Annotated in this window: 16 protein-coding genes; 7 read left to right on the top strand and 9 right to left on the bottom strand. The window is 72.1% G+C overall.

Annotation, left to right across the window (positions count from 1 at the left end):
• Window positions 1–300: 300 nt before the first annotated feature.
• The gene (locus AB0950_RS05695) at window positions 301–753 is read right to left on the bottom strand and encodes an Rrf2 family transcriptional regulator (RefSeq protein ID WP_360143617.1); all 453 of its coding nucleotides are present in this window, start codon (window positions 751–753) and stop codon (window positions 301–303) included.
• A gap of 153 nt (window positions 754–906) precedes the next feature.
• Between AB0950_RS05695 and AB0950_RS05690 the strand changes: the two genes are divergently transcribed.
• From AB0950_RS05690 to AB0950_RS05680, 3 genes are all read left to right on the top strand, one after another.
• A complete protein-coding gene (locus AB0950_RS05690) occupies window positions 907–1,593 on the top strand; it encodes a DUF3105 domain-containing protein (protein WP_360143620.1) in 687 nt (228 codons plus the stop codon).
• On the top strand, window positions 1,593–2,225 hold the full coding sequence (locus AB0950_RS05685; RefSeq protein WP_360143623.1) for a DUF305 domain-containing protein: 633 nt from the start codon (window positions 1,593–1,595) through the stop codon (window positions 2,223–2,225). The genes AB0950_RS05690 and AB0950_RS05685 overlap by 1 nt, the downstream gene beginning before the upstream one ends.
• Window positions 2,226–2,459: 234 nt before the next feature.
• A complete protein-coding gene (locus AB0950_RS05680; RefSeq protein ID WP_366777875.1) occupies window positions 2,460–4,403 on the top strand; it encodes a S53 family peptidase in 1,944 nt (647 codons plus the stop codon).
• Between the two features lie 128 nt (window positions 4,404–4,531).
• Here AB0950_RS05680 and AB0950_RS05675 read toward each other — a convergent pair whose 3' ends face one another.
• From AB0950_RS05675 to AB0950_RS05660, 4 genes are all read right to left on the bottom strand, one after another.
• Entirely contained in the window at window positions 4,532–5,749 is a 1,218-nt protein-coding gene (locus AB0950_RS05675; protein ID WP_360143629.1) for an MFS transporter, read from the bottom strand.
• A 120-nt stretch (window positions 5,750–5,869) separates the two neighbouring features.
• Window positions 5,870–6,919 carry an endonuclease/exonuclease/phosphatase family protein gene (locus tag AB0950_RS05670; protein WP_361981088.1) on the bottom strand — a complete coding sequence of 350 codons (1,050 nt, stop codon included), beginning with the start codon at window positions 6,917–6,919 and terminating at the stop codon, window positions 5,870–5,872.
• Between the two features lie 191 nt (window positions 6,920–7,110).
• On the bottom strand, window positions 7,111–7,740 hold the full coding sequence (locus AB0950_RS05665) for a TetR/AcrR family transcriptional regulator (protein WP_360143635.1): 630 nt from the start codon (window positions 7,738–7,740) through the stop codon (window positions 7,111–7,113).
• A 106-nt stretch (window positions 7,741–7,846) separates the two neighbouring features.
• Window positions 7,847–9,433: an MFS transporter gene (locus AB0950_RS05660; protein ID WP_360571104.1), complete on the bottom strand. Its 1,587-nt coding sequence runs from the start codon at window positions 9,431–9,433 to the stop codon at window positions 7,847–7,849.
• 224 nt (window positions 9,434–9,657) lie between these two features.
• Here AB0950_RS05660 and panB point away from each other — a divergent pair, with 224 nt between their 5' ends.
• The 3 genes from panB to AB0950_RS05645 all read left to right on the top strand — a co-directional run bounded on the left by panB (window position 9,658) and on the right by AB0950_RS05645 (window position 12,565).
• Window positions 9,658–10,524: a 3-methyl-2-oxobutanoate hydroxymethyltransferase gene (panB, locus tag AB0950_RS05655; protein WP_366777874.1), complete on the top strand. Its 867-nt coding sequence runs from the start codon at window positions 9,658–9,660 to the stop codon at window positions 10,522–10,524.
• 158 nt (window positions 10,525–10,682) lie between these two features.
• The gene (locus tag AB0950_RS05650; protein ID WP_360143641.1) at window positions 10,683–11,708 is read left to right on the top strand and encodes an ATP-binding cassette domain-containing protein; all 1,026 of its coding nucleotides are present in this window, start codon (window positions 10,683–10,685) and stop codon (window positions 11,706–11,708) included.
• Window positions 11,705–12,565 (top strand): ABC transporter permease, encoded by an 861-nt coding sequence (locus AB0950_RS05645; RefSeq protein ID WP_360143644.1) that lies wholly within the window; start codon window positions 11,705–11,707, stop codon window positions 12,563–12,565. The genes AB0950_RS05650 and AB0950_RS05645 overlap by 4 nt, the downstream gene beginning before the upstream one ends.
• A 14-nt stretch (window positions 12,566–12,579) precedes the next feature.
• On the opposite strand, the gene AB0950_RS05640 is transcribed toward AB0950_RS05645, so the two are convergent.
• Entirely contained in the window at window positions 12,580–15,837 is a 3,258-nt protein-coding gene (locus AB0950_RS05640) for a BTAD domain-containing putative transcriptional regulator (protein ID WP_366777873.1), read from the bottom strand.
• Window positions 15,838–15,851: 14 nt separating this feature from the next.
• On the bottom strand, window positions 15,852–16,361 hold the full coding sequence (locus AB0950_RS05635) for a DUF6578 domain-containing protein (RefSeq protein ID WP_360143650.1): 510 nt from the start codon (window positions 16,359–16,361) through the stop codon (window positions 15,852–15,854).
• Between the two features lie 114 nt (window positions 16,362–16,475).
• Here AB0950_RS05635 and AB0950_RS05630 point away from each other — a divergent pair, with 114 nt between their 5' ends.
• Entirely contained in the window at window positions 16,476–17,276 is an 801-nt protein-coding gene (locus AB0950_RS05630; RefSeq protein WP_360143653.1) for a site-2 protease family protein, read from the top strand.
• Here AB0950_RS05630 and AB0950_RS05625 read toward each other — a convergent pair.
• Both AB0950_RS05625 and npdG read right to left on the bottom strand, forming a co-directional pair.
• Window positions 17,266–17,457 (bottom strand): hypothetical protein, encoded by a 192-nt coding sequence (locus AB0950_RS05625; RefSeq protein ID WP_360143656.1) that lies wholly within the window; start codon window positions 17,455–17,457, stop codon window positions 17,266–17,268. The two genes, AB0950_RS05630 and AB0950_RS05625, sit on opposite strands and share 11 nt — an antisense overlap.
• A gap of 55 nt (window positions 17,458–17,512) precedes the next feature.
• On the bottom strand, window positions 17,513–18,226 hold the full coding sequence (gene npdG, locus AB0950_RS05620) for an NADPH-dependent F420 reductase (RefSeq protein ID WP_360143659.1): 714 nt from the start codon (window positions 18,224–18,226) through the stop codon (window positions 17,513–17,515).
• Between the last annotated feature and the right edge of the window lie 17 nt (window positions 18,227–18,243).

Genomic DNA, 18,243 nt, shown 5'->3' with positions numbered 1-18,243 from the left:
CGGATCTACCGCGCGCCCCGCCGGTCTGCAGCGGGCCCTGCGAGTGTGCGGCCCGCCCTGCAGATCTACAGCACGCCCGGCCGGTCTGCGCCGGGCCCTGCCAGTCTGCGGCGGCCCTACCCGGTCGACGGCGGGCCCTGCCAGTCTGCGGCGGCCTCCCGGCTACCGACGGCCTCCCGGCTTCCGGCGACCTCCCGGCTTCCGGCCCCCTGCCGCAGGCAGCCGGCTCCGCCTACCGGGACGGCTTCATCGGGCGGGGACGGCTCCGCCGCGTTGGGACGGCTCCGCCGCGTCGGGACGTCAAGCGCCGTGCGGGCCCCGGGAGATGCCCAGTAGCAGCGGGCCCGTCGGTGCGGTGACGATCTCTGCCACGGTGACCGGGTCCAGCGCCGCGTAGAACGCCTCCTGGGCCCGGCGCAGGGCGCCTCGCAGGCGGCAGCCGGAGTTCAGGGGGCAGGGGGCCGTACCCGAGGTGCCCTCGCAGTCGACGACGTCCCCGTCGCCCTCGAAGGTGCGCACCACCGCGCCGACCGAGGCCGTACGGCCCTTCTCGGTCAGCGCCAGACCGCCGCCCCGGCCGCGCCTGGCGTCGACCAGGCCCAGGTGCTGGAGTTCGGCGACGACCTTCGCGGCGTGGGTGTAGGGCACGTCCATGTCTTCCGCGACCCGGCGGGTGGTGGGCGTGGCGTCGCCGGCCACGGCCAGTCGCATCAGGACGCGCAGGGCCAGGTCGGTGGAGCGCAGGAGCCGCATACCGCGAGCCTAGGTAATACGCATCCACCGTTCAAATTTTCTCCCCGTCACTCTTTGCCGCGCTCTGTCTACGGAAGTGGGCTCCTTCCCCACTACGATCAGCGGGCCCCACCCTTCCCGTTGCCGACTCTTTCCCTCAGAAGGACACACCTCATGGGTTCCGCCAAGAACAGCGGCGCGACGCGCAAGGCGCGCATCGAGGAAATGCGTCGAGCCGAGCGTGTGCGCGAGCGCCGCAACCGCGTCGTCGCCGTCGCGGCGAGCGTGGTGGTCGTCGCCGGCCTCGTCGTCGGCGGTGTGGTCCTCGTCAACTCCCAGTCCGGGAAGAAGAAGGACACCGTCAGCGACGCCAAGCCCGCCGGGAACTCCGGGAATTCCGGGGACTCCGGGCACTGGGTCACCGGCAAGGACGGTGTGAGGACCTGGTCCGGCAAGCTGGCGCGGACGCACGTGCAGACCAAGGTGTCGTACCCGATGCACCCGCCGGTCGGCGGCAACCACAACCCGGTCTGGGCGACCTGCGACGGCACCGTCTACACCAAGCCGCTGCAGGACGAGAACGCCGTGCACTCGCTGGAGCACGGCGCGGTCTGGGTGACGTACACCGGCAAGGCGAGCAAGGCCGACGTCGACGCGCTCGCGGCGAAGGTGAAGAAGACGCCGTACTCGCTGATGAGCCCGTACGAGAACCAGGCGGCGCCGCTGATCCTGTCGGCGTGGGGCCACCAGGTGGCCGTCAAGAGCGCGTCGGACCCCGAGGTGGACAAGTTCTTCGCCGCCTACGTCCAGGGCCCGCAGACCCCGGAGCCCGGTGCCGCCTGCACCAGCGGGGCGATGTAGTGAAGCGGCGGCACGCCGGCTGGGTCGCCGGATCCGCGGCGGCGGTGCTCGTCGCGGCCGGCGCCGTCACCTACGCGGTCGCCGAGGACTCCGGCGGTCCGGCTCCGAAGGCGCCGGGCGCGGACTCGGCGGACGCCGGGTTCGCCCGGGACATGGCCGTGCACCACCAGCAGGCCGTGGAGATGTCGTACATCGTCCGGGACCGCACGAAGAACCCTCAGGTGCGGCGGCTGGCCTACGACATCGCGCAGACGCAGGCCAACCAGCGCGGCATGCTGCTCGGCTGGCTGGACCTGTGGGGCCTGCCGAAGGTGTCGGCGAAGCCGCCGATGGCGTGGATGGGCATGGGCGGCATGCCCGAGCGCGGAGACGGCTCGCTGATGCCGGGCATGGCGACGAACACGGAGCTGAGGAAACTCCAGTCGCTGAACGGCAAGCAGGCCGAGGTGCTGTACCTGCAGCTGATGACGGAGCATCACAAGGGCGGGATCCACATGGCCGAGGGATGTGTCCGGAAATGCACCGTCGGCGTGGAGAAGCGGCTCGCGCAGGGCATGGTCGACGCGCAGCAGTCGGAGCTCCAGGTGATGGCCCAGATGCTCAAGGAGCGGGGCGCCGCGCCGCGTTCGTGAAAGCGGGACAGCGGTTTCGTAATCGACCCGTGAGGACAAAGCGGCTCAAATCGGCCTAACTGACGGTTACTTGAGCTTCTCTTGACCATTCCGTTCCCCTGGCATGAACGGTTCATCGAAAGAGTGACCCCCATCGTGTGATCCATACGGTCGGCCGAGCCGCCGCGGGCCGGCACGCGGACGCATGACGCACCCAGCCACTACATGCATGCGAACCGCATCGCAGGGGGTTCTATGAGATCCAACCGCGCCAAGCTGCGCGCCGTGAGCATGGCAGCGACACTGCCCATGGTCGCCGGCGCGCTGGCGCTGGGCATACCCGCGGCACACGCCACGGACAGCCCCGCACGTGAGGCACTGAAGGGCACCAAGCCGCTGTGGGCCACGGCCAAGGCGGACAAGGGCGCGACCTCGAACAGCGCCCAGGTGAAGGCCCGGGTCTACCTGGCCGGCAAGGACGCGGCGGGCCTCGCCGCCTACGCCAAGGCCGTGTCCGACCCCAGCTCGCCGCTGTACGGCAAGTACCTGAGCGCCAAGAAGGCGCAGGCCGCCTTCGGGGCGACCAAGGCCCAGGTGGCCGCCGTCAAGTCCTGGCTGACGTCGGCCGGCCTGAAGGTCACCGAGGTCACCCAGCACTACGTCACCGTCTCCGGTGACGTGGCCGCCGCCGAGAAGGCGTTCGGCACCCAGCTGCACAACTACGCCAAGGGCTCGAAGACCTACCGCGCCCCGGCCCAGGCGGCCTCCGTCCCGGAGAGCCTGAAGGGCGCCGTCCTCACCGTCACCGGCCTGGACAGCGCTCCGCACAAGGCCAACCACGACGACCAGCTTCCGCCGCCGGACGCCGTGTTCAAGAACGCCGGGCCGTTCTCCTCGTACTACGGCTCGGACATCGCGACCACGCTCCCGGACGCGTACGGCCAGAAGATCCCGTACGCGATCAAGGGCTACACCGGCAAGCAGCTGCGCGCCGCCTACGGCGCCGGCAGCTACACCGGCAAGGGCGTCCGCGTCGCCATCACGGACGCGTACGCCTCCCCGACGATCGCCTACGACGCCGGCAAGTACGCGGTGAAGAACGGCGACGCGGCGTGGAAGACCGGCCAGCTGCACCAGGTGCTGCCGAAGAACTACACCAAGACCGACGAGTGCGGCGCGGCCGGCTGGTACGGCGAGGAGACCCTCGACGTCGAGGCCGTGCACGCCGTCGCCCCGAACGCCGACGTCACGTACGTCGGCGCGGCCTCCTGCTACGACGACGACCTGCTGGACTCGCTCAGCAAGGTCGTCGACAACCACCTGGCCGACATCGTCTCCAACTCCTGGGGCGACATCGAGGCCAACCAGACCCCGGACCTCGCGGCCGCCTACGACCAGGTCTTCCAGCTGGGCGCGGTGCAGGGCATCGGCTTCTACTTCTCCTCCGGTGACAACGGCGACGAGGTCGCCCACACCGGTACGAAGCAGGTCGACACCCCGGCCAACTCCGCCTGGGTGACGGCGGTCGGCGGTACGTCCCTGGCCGTGGGCAAGGGCAACGCGTACGAGTGGGAGACCGGCTGGGGCACCGAGAAGGCGACCCTGTCGGCCGACGGCAAGAGCTGGACCAGCTTCCCCGGCGCCTTCACCTCGGGCGCGGGCGGCGGCACCAGCAAGACGGTCGCCGAGCCGTACTACCAGAAGGGCGTCGTCCCGGACTCGCTCGCCAAGGCCAACAGCGCCTCCGGCAACCGCGTCGTCCCGGACATCGCGGCCATCGCCGACCCGAACACCGGGTTCCTGGTGGGCCAGACCCAGACCTTCCCGGACGGCTCGCAGCAGTACAGCGAGTACCGCATCGGCGGCACCTCGCTCGCCGCTCCGGTGATCGCGGCGGTCCAGGCGCTGGCCCAGGAGGCGCGCGGCGGCAAGGCGATCGGCTTCGCCAACCCGGCGATCTACTCCAAGTACGGCAAGCACGGCGTCTTCCACGACGTCACGGACAACCCGACCGGCTCCGGCCTGGCGGTCGCCCGTATCGACTTCGCCAACGGCTTCGACGCCGCCAATGGCCTGCTGACCTCGGTCCGCAGCCTGGGCAAGGACAGCTCCCTGTCCGCGGTCAAGGGCTACGACGACGTCACCGGCGTGGGCTCCCCGGCGAACGGCTACGTCCAGTCGTACGCCAGGAACCACTGACGCGCTGACGCTCCACTGAGCGAGGGGGCGTGAGGTCCTTAGGACCTCACGCCCCTTTGCGTTGCGCCGACTTGGATCCGACCGGGTCGGGTGGGCGGGCAGGCAGGCAGGCCAAGGGCCGAGCGCCCTCAGTGGTGCAACGCCCCCGACCCCTCCGGTACGTGGGACGTGACCACGCGGCCGGCCGACGGAGTCACCCGGCGCCGGTCGACCGCCCACGCCACGCCTGCCACGCCCAGGCCCAGGACCGCCAGCATCGCGCCGGCCAGTGCGGGGGACGTCGTACCGAAGCCCGCCGCGAGGGCGAGGCCGCCGATCCAGGCGCCGCCGGCGTTGGCGAGGTTGAAGGCCGCCTGGTTGGCGGAGGAGGCGAGCGACGGGGCCGCGGCCGCCTTCTCCATCACCATCAGCTGGAGCGGCGAACCCGTGACGAACGCCGCCATCCCCAGCAGGGCCACCGCCCCAGCCGCGCTCCACTCCGCGCGCATCAGCAGCGGGAACAGCACGAGGACGAGTCCCAGGGACGTCAGGCCGCCGAAGAGGGTGCCGCGCAGGGAGTGGTCCGCCAGGCGGCCGCCCAGGAGGTTGCCCGCCGTCGCGCCCACGCCGAACAGGGCCAGCAGCAGCGTCACGTTCGTCTCCGCGAACCCGGCCGACTCCGTCAGCATCGGGGTCACATAGCTGTACGCCGCGAAGAGCGCGCCGAAGCCCGCCACCGTCGTCCCCAGGGCCAGCCAGACCGGCAGGGACTTCAGCGCGGCCAGTTCGTGGCGCAGGCCCGCCGGCGCCGCCGTACGACCCCCGTCACGCGGAACGAGCAGCGCCAGCGACGCGATCGCCGCCAGGCCGATCACGCTCACGCCCAGGAAGGTGGCGCGCCAGCCCAGGTGCTGGCCGACCAGCGTCGCCACCGGCACGCCCGCGATGTTGGCGACCGTCAGGCCCAGGAACATCAGCGACACCGACCGCGCCTTGCGCTCCGGCGGGACCATCCCCGTGGCGACGACCGCGCCCACGCCGAAGAAGGCGCCGTGCGGCAGGCCGCTGAGGAAGCGGGCGGCCAGCAGGGCGTCGTCGCCGGGGGCGAACGCCGAGAGGGCGTTGCCCGCGACGAACAGCGCCATCAGGGAGATCAGCACCGTGCGGCGGGACATGCGCGCGGTGAGCGCGGCCAGCAGGGGGGCGCCGATCACCACCCCCAGCGCGTACGCCGAGACCAGGTGCCCGGCGGCGGGGATCGAGATGTGCAGGTCGTCCGCGACGTCGGGCAGCAGGCCCATCATCACGAACTCGGTCGTTCCGATTCCAAAAGCGCCGACGGCCAGAGCGAGCAGGGCCAGGGGCATGAAGGGCCTGTGCCTTTCGAGGTAGGAGTCGACCCGACGTGGGAGCCGACGAGAGCGGAGTTCCGTACAGCTTATGTTCAGCTGCGGAACAAATCCTCTCGGGCGCAGTATTCCAAGGGGTTACGACGACGTGTCGAGCTTCACACGGGCGGCCACCGGAAGGTGGTCGCTGCCGGTGCGCGACAGGGTCCAGGAGCTCTCCGGCTCCACGCCCCTGACCATGATCTGGTCGATCCGCGCCATCGGGAACGACGCCGGCCAGCTGAACCCGAAGCCGCTGCCCGCGGCGCCCTGCGTGGAGCGCATCTGGGAGGTGACGGCGTTGAGCGAGCGGTCGTTCATGGTGCCGTTCAGGTCGCCGAGCAGGATGACCCGCTTGAGCGGCTCGGCAGCGATGGCCTCTCCCAGCGCGTCGGCGCTCGTGTCGCGCTGCCGGGCGGTGAACCCGGCCTCCAGCTTCACCCGCACCGAGGGCATGTGGGCGACGTACACCGCCACGGGGCCCTTCGGGGTGGCGAGGGTGGCCCGCATCGCGCGCTTCCAGCCGAGCTTGATGTCCACCGCCCGCACGTCGCTCATCGGGTACTTGCTCCACAGTCCGACCGTGCCCTCGACCGCGTGGTACCGGTACGTCGACGCGAGCGCCTTCTCGTAGACGGGTACGGCGCCGGCGGGGACCTCCTCCAGGGCCAGGACGTCCGCGCCGGAGGCGGCCACCTGGCGGGCGGTGCCCGCGGGGTCGGGGTTCTCGGCGTTGACGTTGTGGGTCGCCACCATCAGGTCGCCGCCGGCGCCCGTCTTGTCGGTGAGCAGCCCGCCGAAGAGGTTCAGCCACACGACGGCCGGGAGGAGTACGGCGATCAGCGCGGTCGCCGACCTGCGCAGCAGGCCGAGGAGCAGCAGCACCGGGATGGCGAGGCCCAGCCACGGCAGAAACGTCTCGGTGAGGCTGCCGAGGTTGCCCACCCGGTTCGGGATGTGCGAGTGCAGCAGCATCACCAGGGCGAGGATCACGGCCAGCGCCGCCAGGACGAGGCCGCGGCGCCAGATGCGCGGATCGCCCCGCCAGCCGTCGAGCAGCCGGTGCAGCAGGCGCCGAAGCCGGGTTCCCGGTCGCTCGGGCCCCGAGCCGCCGCCTACCGTCTCCGTCATGTACGCCTGCTGCGCCATACCGTCTGCCTCACTGCCTGCCGTGCACACACCGTCGTCCCCCCGTGTTCCTGTCGACCCTAGGGGATGATCGGCTCCGTTCCCCGCCGTCGTATGACGGCCGTACGGAAGACGATGACGAGCGGAGCGGGACGGCGGGTTCCGTCACTCCCGGGACGCCCGGGGTTTGTGACGAAACGTGCACATCGGTGCTACGAAGCTGTCGAGCTGACGGGCCGTAGGCCTACCAGGACCGCGTCGACGATCCGCTCCGCGAGGTCCTCGGGGAGGTCGCCGTCGGGGCGTAGCGCGGTGCGCACGAGCATGGGGCCGACGAACAGGTCGTTGGCGAGTTCCAGGTCGACGTCCGGCCGCAGTTCGCCGTTGTCCCGGCCCCGGCGCAGCACCTCCATGCCGAGCTGGCGGCGGGGTGCGATGACGCTGGCGTGGTACGCCGACCAGATCTTGGGGCTGTGCTTCATCTGCGCGTAGACGTTGTGCAGGATCGCCGAGGTGCGTTGGAGGAGCCCGCGTTGGCGCAGGGACTCCAGCAGCACGACGAGGTCGTCGCGCAGGGAGGTGCCGGGGAGTTCGGGGTCGGGGGGTTCGGCGGCGCGCACGACGTCGACGAACAGTTCCTCCTTGCCGCTCCAGCGGCGGTAGATGGTGGCCTTGCCGACGCCGGCCGTGCGCGCGACGCGCTCGATGGAGAGTTCGGCGAGCGGTACGCCCTCCTCCAGGAGCTTCATCACGCCGTCCAGGATGGCCCGTTCCACGGCCTCGCTGCGGGGTCGCCCCCGCGCGGGCCCGTCCGGTCGCGGCCGGCTCTCGGCAAGGCTCACGTCGTGTCCGTCCTCTCACTGTGCTGCGGGAATCGTCCCGCAGCCGCCTCCTTCCCCCGTGTACGACCGTACGACCGTACGGCGTCGGTCCGCGTCCGCGTCCGCGTCACTCCGCGGCGACGACCAACTCCGTCTCCTGCTCGTCCGCCTGAGCGGCCGGCGGCTTGCCGGGCAGGAACAGGCCGGTCACCACGGCGCCGATCAGCGCCACGCCCACGCCGCACAGCGCGGTGACGTGCATGGCGTGCAGGAACGCGTCGTTGGCGGGGGTGACCAGGGCCTTGCCCTGCGGGCCGAGCCTGCCGGCGATGCCGAGGGTGGCCTCGATGGACTCGGCGGCCTTGTCGCGCAGGGCGGGCGGCAGCACGCCGAGCTTGCCCTCGATGCCGTTGCGGTACGACGTGGCGAGCACCGAGCCGAGGACGGCGATGCCGAGCGCGCCGCCGACCTGGCGGAAGGTGTTGCTGAGCGCGGAGGCGGAGCCGGCCTTCTCGCGCGGCAGCGCCTGCATGATGACGACCGAGGTCGGGGTCATGATGTGCGCCATGCCGGTGCCCATGAGGAAGAAGACGACCTCGAGGATCCAGATCGGCGTGTCGGCCTCGAAGGTGGCGAACGCGCCCAGGGTGGCGGCGATCAGCACCAGCCCGGCGGTGGTGGTCGCCCTGTTGCCGAACCGGTCGACCAGCAGCCGGGCGCGCGGCGCGAAGATCAGCTGGGCGGCGGCGAGCGGCAGCATCAGCACGCCGGACTCCAGCGGGGAGTAGCCGCGCACGCTCTGGGTGTAGAAGACGCCGAAGAACGTGACGCCCATCAGCGCGAAGAAGACCAGCGCGATGGCGCTCATGGCGGCCGAGAAGACCTTGTTCTTGAAGTAGCTGACGTCCAGCGAGGGGTGGTCGCTGCGCTTCTCGAACAGGACGAAACCGGCCAGGACGACGAGACCGGCGACGATGGTGGCGAGCACCTTGGCGTCGGTGAAGTCGGCCAGCTCGCCGCCCTTGATGATGCCGTAGACCAGCAGCACGAGGCCGACGACGGACAGCACGACGCCGATGGGGTCGAGGCGGCCGGGCTTCGGGTCACGGGAGTCGGGCACCAGCCAGGTCATCAGGATCAGCGCGACGACCACGATCGGCACGTTGATGAAGAAGACCGAGCCCCACCAGAAGTGGTCGAGGAGCGCGCCGCCGGTGATCGGGCCGATGGCGATGGCGAGGCCGACGCCGCCGGCCCAGATGCCGATGGCCTTGGGCTGCTCCTCGCGCTCGAAGACGTTCATCAGCACGGCGAGGGTGGCGGGCATGACGAAGGCGGCACCGAGGGCCATCAGCGCGCGGTAGGCGATCAGCTGGTCCGGCGTGCCGGACTCGGCGGCGAGCATGGAGCCGATGCCGAACACGGCGATGCCGCCGAGCAGCACCTTCTTGCGGCCGAGGCGGTCGCCGATGAGGCCGGCGGTGAACAGCAGACCCGCGAAGACGAGGGTGTAGGCGTTGATCGCCCACTCGATCTGCCCCTGGGAGGCGCCGAGGCCGGTCGGCGCGGGGCTGGCGATGGTCTTGATGGCGACGTTCAGGATCGAGTTGTCGAGCACCACGATGAGCAGGCTCAGCATCAGGACGCCGAGGATCGCCCAGCGGCGCCGGTGCACCGCTTCCGGTATCCGGGAGGCAGGGACAGGACTTGTCATGGGTGCGAGCCTACGACAATTTCGATACGGAACGGTCTCGTATCTTACGTCTTTATCAAGGCGTTACAGGGAACCGCCAGGGGCCCGGTCGGCCAGGGGCGGGGACCGGCCATCGGCGGGGATCACAGGCGGCCCCTCTGGCCCTGACTGGCACGAGGTGCCACCATGGAGACGATCCGGGGACGCCGTAAGGGCGCCTCGAGATGACTGAAGGAGCCGTTGCCATGACGCAGCTTTCGGCTGCCCAGCACAAGCCCTCCGACGGCAGCAAGGCGCTGTACGGGGGGAAGGGCACCCGCCGCATCACCGTCCGCGACATCGCCCTCGCCAAGGAACGCGGCGAGAAGTGGCCCATGCTCACCGCCTACGACGCGATGACCGCGTCCGTCTTCGACGAGGCCGGGATCCCGGTGCTCCTGGTCGGCGACTCGGCGGGCAACTGCCACCTCGGGTACGAGACGACCGTGCCCGTCACCCTCGACGAGATGACCATGCTGTCGGCGGCCGTCGTACGCGGCACGCAGCGCGCCCTGATCGTCGGCGACCTCCCCTTCGGCTCCTACCAGGAGGGTCCGGTGCAGGCGCTGCGCTCGGCGACCCGGCTGGTGAAGGAGGCCGGGGTCGGCGCGGTCAAGCTGGAGGGCGGCGAGCGCTCGCACGACCAGATCCGGCTCCTCGTCGAGTCCGGCATCCCGGTCATGGCCCACATCGGGCTGACCCCGCAGTCCGTCAACGCGATGGGCTACCGGGTGCAGGGCCGGGGCGAGGAAGCGGCCCAGCAGCTCCTGCGCGACGCGAAGTCCGTGCAGGACGCGGGCGCCTTCGCCGTCGTCCTCGAGCTGGTTCCGGCGGAGCTGGCGGCCGAGGTGACGCGCGTGCTGCACATCCCGACCGTCGGCATCGGCGCCGGGCCCGAGACCGACGCGCAGGTCCTGGTCTGGACGGACATGCTCGGCCTGACCTCCGGCCGGGTGCCGAAGTTCGTCAAGAAGTACGCCGGCCTGCGCGAGGTCATGGGCGACGCGGTGAGGTCGTTCGCCGAGGAGGTCGTCTCCGGCACGTTCCCGCTGGAGGAGCACTCCGTCCACTAGCCACTGCGGAAACACCCCGGCAGCCCCGTTGATCTTCCCCCGTCAGCGGGGCTGCCGCTTTCCCGGCGGACCGCTGCCGCTTTCCCGGCGGACCGCTGTCGGCGCCCTGTCGGCCGGCTGTCGGTGGTTTGTCGGTGGCGGCTGGCACTCTCTTCCGCATGACGCGAATCCATGAGAACCCCGGCGGCGCGAGCCACGCCGTGACGGTACGGGGACTGGTCAAGCACTACGGCGAGACCAAGGCGCTGGACGGTGTCGACCTGGACGTGCGCGAGGGCACCGTGATGGGTGTGCTCGGTCCGAACGGCGCCGGCAAGACCACCCTCGTCCGGATCCTGTCCACCCTGCTCGCCCCGGACGCCGGCCAGGCCACCGTGGCCGGCTACGACGTCGTACGGCAGCCCCGGCAGCTGCGCCGGGTGATAGGGCTGACCGGGCAGTACGCCTCCGTCGACGAGAAGCTGTCCGGCCGGGAGAACCTGTACATGATCGGCCGGCTGCTGGACCTGTCCCGCAAGGACGCCCGCGCCCGCGCCGACGAACTGCTGGAGCGGTTCTCGCTGACCGAGGCGGCCAAGCGCCCGGCGAGCACCTACTCCGGCGGTATGCGGCGGCGGCTGGACCTGGCCGCCTCGATGATCGGGCGGCCCGCCGTCCTCTACCTGGACGAGCCGACCACCGGGCTCGACCCGCGCACCCGCAACGAGGTGTGGGACGAGGTGAAGGCGATGGTCGGCGACGGCGTGACCGTGCTGCTGACCACCCAGTACATGGAGGAGGCCGAGCAGCTCGCCTCCGAGCTGACCGTGGTGGACCGCGGCAAGGTCATCGCGGGCGGCCGGATCGAGGAACTCAAGGCCCGCGTCGGCGGGCGCACCCTCCGGGTCCGGCCGGTGGATCCGCTGCAGCTGCGGCCGCTCGCCGACATGATGGACGAACTGGGCATCACCGGGCTCGCGAGCACCACCGTGGACACCGAGTCCGGGACCCTGCTGGTGCCGATCCTCAGCGACGAGCAGCTCACCGCCGTGGTCGGCGCGGTCACCGCGCGCGGCATCACCATCTCCTCCATCACCACCGAACTCCCCAGCCTGGACGAGGTGTTCCTGTCCCTCACCGGCCACCGCGCCAGTGCCCCGCAGGACACCGAGCCCGCCGACGCCCGCGAGGAGGTCGCCGTATGAGCTCCCACCCGTCGCCCACCACCACCCTGAACGAGGCGCTTCGCGCCGCCCCTGCGATCACCACCCTGCCCACCGACGCCCGTATCCCGCTGCGCGGGCACCTGCGGCACACCGGCGCGCTCATCCGCCGCAACCTGCTGTGGATCCGCCAGGACCCGGAGTCGATGTTCGACGCGCTGCTCATGCCGGTCGTCTTCACCCTGCTGTTCGTGTACGTCTTCGGCGGCTCGATCGGGCAGGCGCTGGGCGGCGGCCAGAGCAAGTACGTGCAGTACGTCATCCCCGGCATGATCGCCATGATGAGCATGACGCTGGCCCAGGGCGTCGGCACCGGGTTCAGCCAGGACTTCAACAGCGGGGTCATGGACCGGTTCCGGTCGCTGCCGATCGGCCGCGGGTCCGTGCTGTTCGCGAAGATCGCCGTCGAGCTGGGGCGGATGCTGTTCGCCACGGCCGTGCTGATGATCGTCTCCGTGCTGGTCGGCTTCCACATCACCAGCTGGACCGGCCTGTTCGCGACCGTCGGCCTGTCCGCGCTGTTCGCCTCCTCGATCATGTGGGTGTTCCTCACCCTCGGCGTCATCCTGAAGAACGCGCAGTCGGTGCAGGCGATGGGCTTCCTGGTGCTGTTCCCGCTGCAGTTCGGGTCCTCGATCTTCGCCCCGACCACGTCGATGCCGGGCTGGCTGCAGGCCTTCACCGACTACAACCCGCTGTCCACGCTCGCGGACGCGGCCCGCGGACTGATGATCGGCGGCCCGGTCGCGCACGACCTGTGGGTGACGGTGGCCTGGTCGGTGGGGATCACGGCGGTCATGGCACCGGTCGCGATCCACAAGTTCCGCACCAAGCACTGACGTTCGCCGTGCCGTCAGACCAGGGCGGTGGCCTCCGCGAGGGAGAGGCCACCGCCCTCGGCGTACGCGGCCCGGAAGGCGGTCTCGTCCAGCACCTGCCGGATCCGGCCCTCGGCCAGGTCGTGGCAGCGGCGCTCGACGCCGGACAGGATGTGGCCGGCCGGCAAGAGCGCGTCGGCGGCGCCCAGGCAGCGGGCGCCGTCGACGGCGCGGCTGCCGCCGTCCAGGCGCGCGAGGGCCATCGCCGCGCTCGTGAGGCAGATCGACTCCAGGTGCGGGGCGATGGTCTGGGTCAGCGGGTCGCGGGCCAGGCGCAGCGCCCGCCGGCACCGCTCGAGCGCTTCCTCGGCCCGGCCGTCGAGGGCGTCCAGCCAGGCCTCCTGGGTGAGCAGCATGGAGTCGAAGACGACGAAGTGCGCGATCCTGAACTCCTCGCGCAGCCGGACCAGTTGCTCCCTCGCCTCGGCGACGCGGCCGGTCAGGCCCAGCCAGCAGGCGAGGAAGAGCCGGGCGGCGGGCATCGCCTCGTTGAGGGAGCCGTCCTGGCTGGCGATGACGTCCCTCAGCAGCCGCTCGCCGCGCTCCATCTCGCCGACCTCCATGAGCACGGCGCCGAGGCGGGCGCGGAGGATGGCGATCTGGCCGCGGGCGCCGAGGAGTTCGGCGTGTTCGATGGCCGCGCGGTAGTCGGCGGCGGCCTCGTGGTAGGCGCCCTGGCGTTCGTGGGCCTCGCCGCGGGCGGACAGCGCCTCGGCGGTGCCCCAGGCGTCACCGATGCGGCGGAAGATCTCCAGCGCCTCCTCGGCGTCCTCGGCGGCACTGCCGGCCCAGGCGGCGCGGTTGGCGAGGAGGTTGGCGCGCATCTGCAGGGTCACGGCCAGCTCCCACTCGAAGCCGGGGGTGTCGCGGCTGGTGCGGACGCAGGCGTCGATGACCGTCCACATCCGCTCGGCGCCGCCGGTCAGCATGACGGCGTAGAACCACAGCAGGCCGGGGACCCGGCAGGTCTGCGGCATCCCGGGCTCGTAGGCGCGGGCGATGGCGCGCAGCTTCGCCTGCGCCTCGGGCGTCTGCCAGGCCGCCAGGTCGTGGTCCATGCAGGCGAGATGGGCGAGGTGGACGCCGCGCCGGGCCTCGGCGAGGACCTCGCCGCTGTACGGGGGCGGGGTCTCGGTGCACGGCCGCCACACCGGCCGGGCGGGCCGGAGCGGTTCGGCGAAGGGGTCGGGGCCGAGCGCCATGACCTCCTCGCACCAGCCGCGGGTCTCAATGCGCTGGTCGCGCATCTGCCAGAAGGACGCCAGGGACAGCACCAGGCACAGCCCCTCCTGCTCGTCGCGGGCGGCGACGGCGTGCCGCAGGGCGGTGCGCAGGTTCTCGTACTCGGTCTCGAACCGGTCGATGGCGGCGCGCTGCCCGGGGCCGCGCAGCAACGGGTCGGTGGTGCGGGCCAGTTCGCGGTAGTACGTCAGATGGGCGCGCTCGGCCTCGGCGCGCCGCCCGGTCTCGTCGAGGCGTTCACCGGCGTACTCGGCGACGGTCTCCAGCAGCCGGTAGCGCATCCCGCCGTCGGCCGAAGGGGCGGCCACCACCAGGGACTTGTCGACCAGGGAGCCCAGCGCCTCCAGGGCGGCCGGGCCGCAGACGGCCTCGGCGGCGGCGAGGTCGCAGCCGCCCGCGAAGACGGACAGCCGGGCGAGGACGTCCCGTTCGGCGGCGTCCAGCAGCTCCCAGGACCAGTCGACCACGGCCCGCAGGGTCTGCTGGCGGGGCAGCACGGTGCGGCTGCCGGAGGTGAGCAGCCGGAAGCGGTCGTCCAGCCGGTCGGCTATCTGGCGCGGGGTGAGCATCCGCAGCCGGGCCGCCGCCAGCTCGATCGCGAGCGGGAGTCCGTCGAGCCGCCGGCAGATCTCGGCGCACGCCTCGAGGTCGTCCTCGATGCGGAAACCGGGCCGGGCGGCGGCGCCCCGGTCGGCGAGCAGCCTGAGCGCGACCGGCTCGGGCAGCGGCTCCACCGGGCGCACCCGCTCCCCCGGCACGCCGAGGGGTTCCCGGCTGGTGGCGAGGACGGTCAGTCCCGGGCAGCGGGCCAGCAGGCGCTCGGCGAGGCGGGCGGCGGCCTCGATCACGTGCTCGCAGTTGTCGAGGACGATCAGCATCCGGCGGCGGGCGCAGTGCTCCACGATCCGTTCGAGCGGGTCGTCGGGCCGGTCGGTGACCGCGCGGATGCTCTCGGCGCCGGCGCCGTGCAGCACGGTCTCGCGGGCGCCGATGGCGGTGAGCACGGCCTGCGGTACGGCCTCGGGGTCGTCCACGGGGGCCAGCTCGGCCAGCCACACCCCGTCGCGGACGGTGTGCCGTACCGCCTCGGCGGCCTCCTGGGACAGCCGGGTCTTACCTGCGCCGCCGGGCCCGAGCAGGGTGACCAGGCGGGCGGTGGCGAGGTCGGCGCCGATGGCGTCGATGTCGCTCTCCCGGCCGACGAAGGAGGTGAGCCGGGCGGGCAGGTTGCCGAGCACCTGCCGCTGCGGCTGCTTCGGGGCCTCCTCGGTCAGCAGCTCGGCGTGCAGGGCGCGCAGTTCCGGGCCGGGGTCGGAGCCGAGCCGGTCCGCGAGCAGCCGTCGTACGTCCTCGTAGGCGGCGAGCGCCTGCGCCGGGCGGCCGGTGTCGCGCAGGGCGCGCAGCCGGAGCGCCTGCAGCGGCTCGTCCAGCGGATGCTCGTCGCACAGGGCGGTCAGCTCGGGCAGCGCCTGCTCGGCGTGGCCGAGGGCGAGGGCGGCGGTGTGCCGGGCGCGCAGCGCGTCGAGCCGGCGGGTCTCCCAGCGGGCCGCCTCGGCGTGGTGGTCGGGCAGGTCGGCGAGGGCGGGGCCGCGCCACAGGTCGAGCGCGTCGTCCAGGACGGCGGCGGCCTTGGCCGGGTCGCCGTCGGCGAGCGCGGCGAGGCCGTCGGCGGTCAGCCGCTCGAAGCGGGTGACGTCGACGTCGTCGGGCGCCGCGGTGAGCCGGTAGCCGCCCTCGGCGGAGGCGACGGCGTCCGCGCCGAGGGTGCGGCGCAGCCGGCCGACCAGCGCCTGGAGCGCCCCGGCGGTGTCGGCGGGCGGATCGGCGCCCCACACCTCGTCGACGAGCACGCCGACGGGGACGGTCCGTCCGGCACGCAGCGCGAGGACGCCCAGCAGGGCACGCAGCCGCGCCCCGCCGACCGGGACGGCCGTGCCGTCGGGGCGGAGTACCTGGGTGGTGCCGAGCAGGGAAAAGCGCACGGGGTCCATTGTCTCCGGAGCGGTCAGCGCGGGTCACAGGGTGGGGACGGCGTGCCGCCCGGGACGTCCAGGGTGACGAGGACGCCGACGGCACGCCGGATGCGGTGGGGCTCCGGGTCCCTGCCGGGTGCCTCCTTGTCGAACCACTTCGGGCAGGTGCCGACGGCCTGGAGGCTGTGCGCGCCGGGCACCGGTTCCATGCGGTACGGGGACGGCAGGACGGCGAGCCCCGGCGGCTCCCCGCCCGGTTCCAGGGCACGGTCGAGCTGCGCGCGCAGACGCGGGTCGGTGTGCACCAGGAACTCCTGCCGCACCAGCTCGATGGCGTGCACACGGCCCGTGGTCTTCACCCGGTCCGTGGTCTCCTCGTCCGGGCCTCCGCCGTGGCGCTCCACCCGTGCCCCGGCGCCGTAGCCCCACCCTTCGCGGATGTCCTCGGCGTCGTAGGCGACCAGCCGCCAGGCCACCTCGTCGCCCACGGCGAACGGCGTGCCGCAGCACTCCATCTGCCAGTCCTCGTAGAACACCCTCATCCGTGGCATTCCCCCAGGTTCCCGGAACCCGGCGGCGGACGCGAGACGTTTCTCCGAGGAGTGCGCGGCCGGTACGGTCGCACTTCGGACCGCCGACCGCACAGGAGCCCGCCGATGACCACCGCCACCACCCGCCGCGGCGACCGCCGGGTCAGTCCCGTGTTCGTCGGCATCCTGGCCGTGACGGCCGTCACGGGCTGGGCCACCTGGACCGGGGCGGCGGCACAGCCCGGCGTCGCGGTGTTCCTGTTCGTGACGGCGGCCTGGATCGTCTCCCTGTGCCTGCACGAGTACGCGCACGCGCGCACGGCCCTGCACAGCGGCGACATCACGGTCGGCGCGAAGGGCTATCTCACGCTGAACCCGCTGAAGTACACGCACGCGCTGCTGAGCATCGTGCTCCCGGTGCTCTTCGTGATCATGGGCGGGATCGGTCTGCCCGGCGGCGCGGTGTTCATCGAGCGCGGCCGGATCCCGGGCCGCTGGCGGCACAGCCTCGTCTCGGCGGCGGGCCCGCTGACGAACGCCCTGTTCGCGGCGGTGTGCACGGCGCCGTTCTGGCTGCACGCGCTGGACGGCGTGCCCGCCGGCTTCCAGTACGCGCTGGCGTTCCTGGCCCTGCTGCAGGTGACGGCGGCGATCCTGAACTTCCTGCCGGTGCCCGGCCTGGACGGCTACGGCGTCATCGAGCCCTGGCTGTCGTACAACATCAAGCGTCAGGTGGAGCCGTTCGCGCCGTTCGGGCTGCTGTTCGTGTTCGCGCTGCTGTGGCTGCCGGCGGTGAACACCGCGTTCTTCGACGTGATCGACGCGGTCCTGCGCCACCTGGGCGTGGGCGACTTCCCGCGGTACTGCGGCCAGGAGCTGTACCGCTTCTGGCAGGGCACGCCGGAGATCTGCCAGGTCAGCCCGTGACGGACGTGTCCCGCTCCGTGGTGGCCCGGCCGCGCTTGACGTAGTACCAGGTCATGTTGGACGTCAGGCCCGCCAGCAGCACCCAGACGAGCCCCAGCCAGCTGCCCTGGAGGAACGAGACGACGGCGGCGGCCACGGACAGCACGCAGACGACGAGGGTGCACAGGGCGATGCGGGGCATGGGGGTCGGCTCCTTGCGGGGGACACTGCTACGACAGACAGTGTCCCCCATCCGCTCAGACGTCGGTGATGCGGAGCCCGGCGTGTGCCTTGTAGCGGCGGTTGACGGAGATCAGGTTCGCGACGAGCGACTCGACCTGGTGCGCATTGCGCAGCCGCCCGGCGAAGATGCCGCGCATGCCGGGGATGCGCCCGGCGAGGGCCTGCACGGTCTCGACGTCGGCGCGCTCCTCGCCCAGCACCATCACATCGGTGTCGATCTGCTCGACCTCGGGGTCCTGGAGCAGGACGGCGGACAGATGGTGGAAGGCGGCGGTGACGCGGGAGTCCGGGAGCAGGGCGGCGGCCTGCTCGGCGGCGCTGCCCTCCTCGGGCCTGATCGCGTAGGCGCCCTTCTTGTCGAAGCCGAGCGGGTTGACGCAGTCCACGACGAGCTTGCCGGCCAGTTCCTCGCGCAGGGCCTCCAGCGTGTCGCCGTGCCCGTCCCACGGTACGGCGACGATCACGATGTCGCTGCGGCGGGCGGTCTCGGCGTTGTCGGCGCCCTCGACACCGTGGCCGAGTTCCTCGGCGGCGGCCCGCGCACGCTCGGCGGCGCGGGAACCGATGATCACCTTCTGGCCGGCCCGGGCGAGCCGGTAGGCGAGGCCCTTGCCCTGCGGTCCGGTGCCGCCGAGCACGCCGACGACGTACCCGGAGACGTCGGGCAGGTCCCAGGGGTCCTTGGCGGGCGCCTTGGCGGGGGTCTGTGCGCTGTCGGTAGAGGTCATGGGGCGACTCTACGTCC

This window comes from Streptomyces sp. NPDC007189, from assembly GCF_040703635.1.
In the GTDB taxonomy this organism is placed as follows: domain Bacteria; phylum Actinomycetota; class Actinomycetes; order Streptomycetales; family Streptomycetaceae; genus Streptomyces.
This window is presented reverse-complemented; position numbering and strand designations above follow the sequence as displayed.

Excerpts from the sequence above, each read along its gene's own strand:
- AB0950_RS05695 (WP_360143617.1), bottom strand. The coding sequence starts at position 753 with ATGCGGCTCCTGCGCTCCACCGACCTGGCCCTGCGCGTCCTGATGCGA.
- AB0950_RS05690 (WP_360143620.1), top strand. The coding sequence starts at position 907 with ATGGGTTCCGCCAAGAACAGCGGCGCGACGCGCAAGGCGCGCATCGAG.
- AB0950_RS05680 (WP_366777875.1), top strand. The coding sequence starts at position 2,460 with ATGAGATCCAACCGCGCCAAGCTGCGCGCCGTGAGCATGGCAGCGACA.
- AB0950_RS05675 (WP_360143629.1), bottom strand. The coding sequence starts at position 5,749 with ATGCCCCTGGCCCTGCTCGCTCTGGCCGTCGGCGCTTTTGGAATCGGA.
- AB0950_RS05670 (WP_361981088.1), bottom strand. The coding sequence starts at position 6,919 with ATGGCGCAGCAGGCGTACATGACGGAGACGGTAGGCGGCGGCTCGGGG.
- AB0950_RS05660 (WP_360571104.1), bottom strand. The coding sequence starts at position 9,433 with ATGACAAGTCCTGTCCCTGCCTCCCGGATACCGGAAGCGGTGCACCGG.
- panB (WP_366777874.1), top strand. The coding sequence starts at position 9,658 with ATGACGCAGCTTTCGGCTGCCCAGCACAAGCCCTCCGACGGCAGCAAG.
- AB0950_RS05650 (WP_360143641.1), top strand. The coding sequence starts at position 10,683 with ATGACGCGAATCCATGAGAACCCCGGCGGCGCGAGCCACGCCGTGACG.
- AB0950_RS05645 (WP_360143644.1), top strand. The coding sequence starts at position 11,705 with ATGAGCTCCCACCCGTCGCCCACCACCACCCTGAACGAGGCGCTTCGC.
- AB0950_RS05640 (WP_366777873.1), bottom strand. The coding sequence starts at position 15,837 with ATGGACCCCGTGCGCTTTTCCCTGCTCGGCACCACCCAGGTACTCCGC.
- AB0950_RS05635 (WP_360143650.1), bottom strand. The coding sequence starts at position 16,361 with ATGAGGGTGTTCTACGAGGACTGGCAGATGGAGTGCTGCGGCACGCCG.
- AB0950_RS05630 (WP_360143653.1), top strand. The coding sequence starts at position 16,476 with ATGACCACCGCCACCACCCGCCGCGGCGACCGCCGGGTCAGTCCCGTG.
- AB0950_RS05625 (WP_360143656.1), bottom strand. The coding sequence starts at position 17,457 with ATGCCCCGCATCGCCCTGTGCACCCTCGTCGTCTGCGTGCTGTCCGTG.
- npdG (WP_360143659.1), bottom strand. The coding sequence starts at position 18,226 with ATGACCTCTACCGACAGCGCACAGACCCCCGCCAAGGCGCCCGCCAAG.